The organism is Nocardioides sp. (assembly GCF_036493135.1).
Classification (GTDB): domain Bacteria; phylum Actinomycetota; class Actinomycetes; order Propionibacteriales; family Nocardioidaceae; genus Nocardioides.
Genome location: NZ_DASXQG010000022.1, coordinates 1 through 2,173 on the forward strand (window position 1 = coordinate 1; position 2,173 = coordinate 2,173).

1 protein-coding gene and 2 pseudogenes are annotated in these 2,173 nt (G+C 69.9%); all 3 read left to right on the forward strand.

The annotated features are described in order from the left end of the window. A pseudogene (locus VGJ24_RS19590) lies at window positions 1-699 on the forward strand (hypothetical protein); the annotation flags it as partial. A 2-nt stretch (window positions 700-701) separates the two neighbouring features. Then, window positions 702-1,613: a F0F1 ATP synthase subunit gamma gene (locus VGJ24_RS03625; RefSeq protein WP_331499128.1), complete on the forward strand. Its 912-nt coding sequence runs from the start codon at window positions 702-704 to the stop codon at window positions 1,611-1,613. 8 nt (window positions 1,614-1,621) lie between these two features. Beyond that, window positions 1,622-2,173: pseudogene (locus tag VGJ24_RS03630) on the forward strand (F0F1 ATP synthase subunit beta); the annotation flags it as partial.

The window sequence follows — 2,173 nt, forward strand, 5'->3', positions numbered from 1 at the left end:
ATGAAGAAGGTCGCTGGCGGGCTGAAGCTCGCCCTTTCCCAGTACCGCGACCTGGAGGCGTTCGCCGCGTTCTCCTCCGACCTGGATCCCGTCTCCCGGGCTCAGCTGGACCGGGGCGCGCGCCTGGTGGAACTGCTCAAGCAGCCCCAGTACAGCCCGCTCCCGGTGGAGCGCCAGGTGGTCTCGGTGTGGTCCGGCACCAATGGGTATCTCGACGACGTGCCGGTCGACGACGTCCGGCGGTTCGAGGACGAGTTCCTCGACTACCTGCAGCGCAATCGGGACGGGGTATACGCGTCGATCAGGGAGACCCGCGAGCTGAACGACGACACCGCCACCATGCTCAAGGACGCGATCGAGGAGTTCCGGCGGCAGTTCGAGGTCACCGGCGGCGGGACGCTCGGCTCTGACGACGAGCGCGAGGGCGGCCGCGACGGCGAAGGCGACCGCGAAAGTGGCCGCGCTCGCGACGACGACGGCGACCGCGAAGGCGAAGATGGCCGCGACGGCGGCCGGGCTCACGACCGCGACCGGGAAGGCGACAGCGACGGCGATTCTGCCCGGGAAGATGGCCGCGACCCCGGCCGCGTTCGCGACGGCGACGGCGACGGCGACGAGCCAGTCGAGCCGATGGACGAGGACCGGGTCGAGCGGGAGAAAGTAACCAGGCGCCCGCCGCCGCGGGCTGCCGAGGACTAGGCATGGCAGCACAGCTTCGCGCCATCCGGCAGCGGATCCGGTCGATCCAGTCCACTGCCAAGATCACCCGCGCCCAGGAGCTGATCGCGTCCTCACGGATCATCAAAGCCCAGCAGCGGGTCCGCGACGCGGCGCCCTACGCACGGGAGATCACCCAGGCGGTCGAGGCGGTGGTCAGCCGCTCCGCGCAGATCGACCACCCCATCGTCCGTGAGCCCGAGCGCATCGAGCGGGCCGCGCTCCTGATCCTCACCAGCGACCGGGGATTCGCCGGTGGCTACAACGCCAACGTCATGCGCGAGGCGCAGGGCCTGCGCGCGCTGCTCCGTGAGCGGGGTGTCGACGAGGTCACCTACGTGTCCGGGCGCAAGGGGATCAGCTGGCACCGGTTCCGCGAGCGGGAGGTCGCCGCCGAGTGGAGCGGGTTCTCGGAGACGCCACGCAGCGAGAACGCCCGCGAGATCACCGAGGTCCTGCTCGACGCGTTCAGCCGCCCGGCCAGCGAGGGCGGGGTGGACGAGATCTACTGTGTCTACACCGAGTTCGTGTCCATGCTCACCCAGCGGTCGGTCGTGCGCCGGATCCTCCCGATCGAGATCGAGGAGAGCACCGAGCCGCCGCCCGCCGGGGCGTTCCCGCTGTACGAGTTCGAGCCCTCCCCGCCGGACGTGCTGGACGCGCTGCTGCCCTGGTACGTGGAGAGCCGGATCTACCACGCGCTGCTGGAGGCCGCCGCCTCGGAGATCGCCGCCCGGCGGCGGGCGATGAAGTCGGCTACCGACAACGCCAACGACCTGCTCGAGCAGTTCACCCTCGAGGCCAACAAGGCACGACAGGCCGAGATCACCCAGGAAATCAGCGAGATCGTCGGCGGCGCCAACGCGCTGGCCGAGGCCGCCGCAGGGAAAGAGTGAGTGTCATCATGACCGCAACCGCCGAGAACGCCGCCGCGGGCGGCGACGAAGCCACCGGCGCGCACGAAGGCCGGGTCGCACGGGTCACCGGCCCCGTCGTGGACGTGGAGTTCAGCGCCGAGGACATGCCCGACATCTACAACGCCCTGACGGTGGATGTCACGCTGGACGATGAGACCAAGACGCTGACCCTGGAAGTGGAACAGCACCTGGGTGACGACATCGTCCGGGCGATCTCCATGCAGCCGACCGACGGCCTGGTGCGCGGCGCTCCCGTCACCGACACCGGCGGCCCCATCACCGTGCCGGTCGGCGAGATCACCAAGGGCCACGTGTTCAACGTGCTCGGCGAAACGCTGGACGTGCCCACCGCCGAGCTCAAGGTGGAGGAGCGCTGGTCCATCCACCGCGACCCGCCACCGTTCGACCAGCTGGAGCCCAGGACCGAGATCCTGGAGACCGGCATCAAGGTCCTCGACCTGCTCACCCCGTACGTCAAGGGCGGCAAGATCGGCCTGTTCGGCGGGGCCGGCGTGGGCAAGACGGTGCTCATCCAGGAG

Bases quoted from the DNA above. Each gene is read 5' to 3' on its own strand.
- VGJ24_RS03625 (WP_331499128.1), top strand. From the start codon at position 702: ATGGCAGCACAGCTTCGCGCCATCCGGCAGCGGATCCGGTCGATCCAG.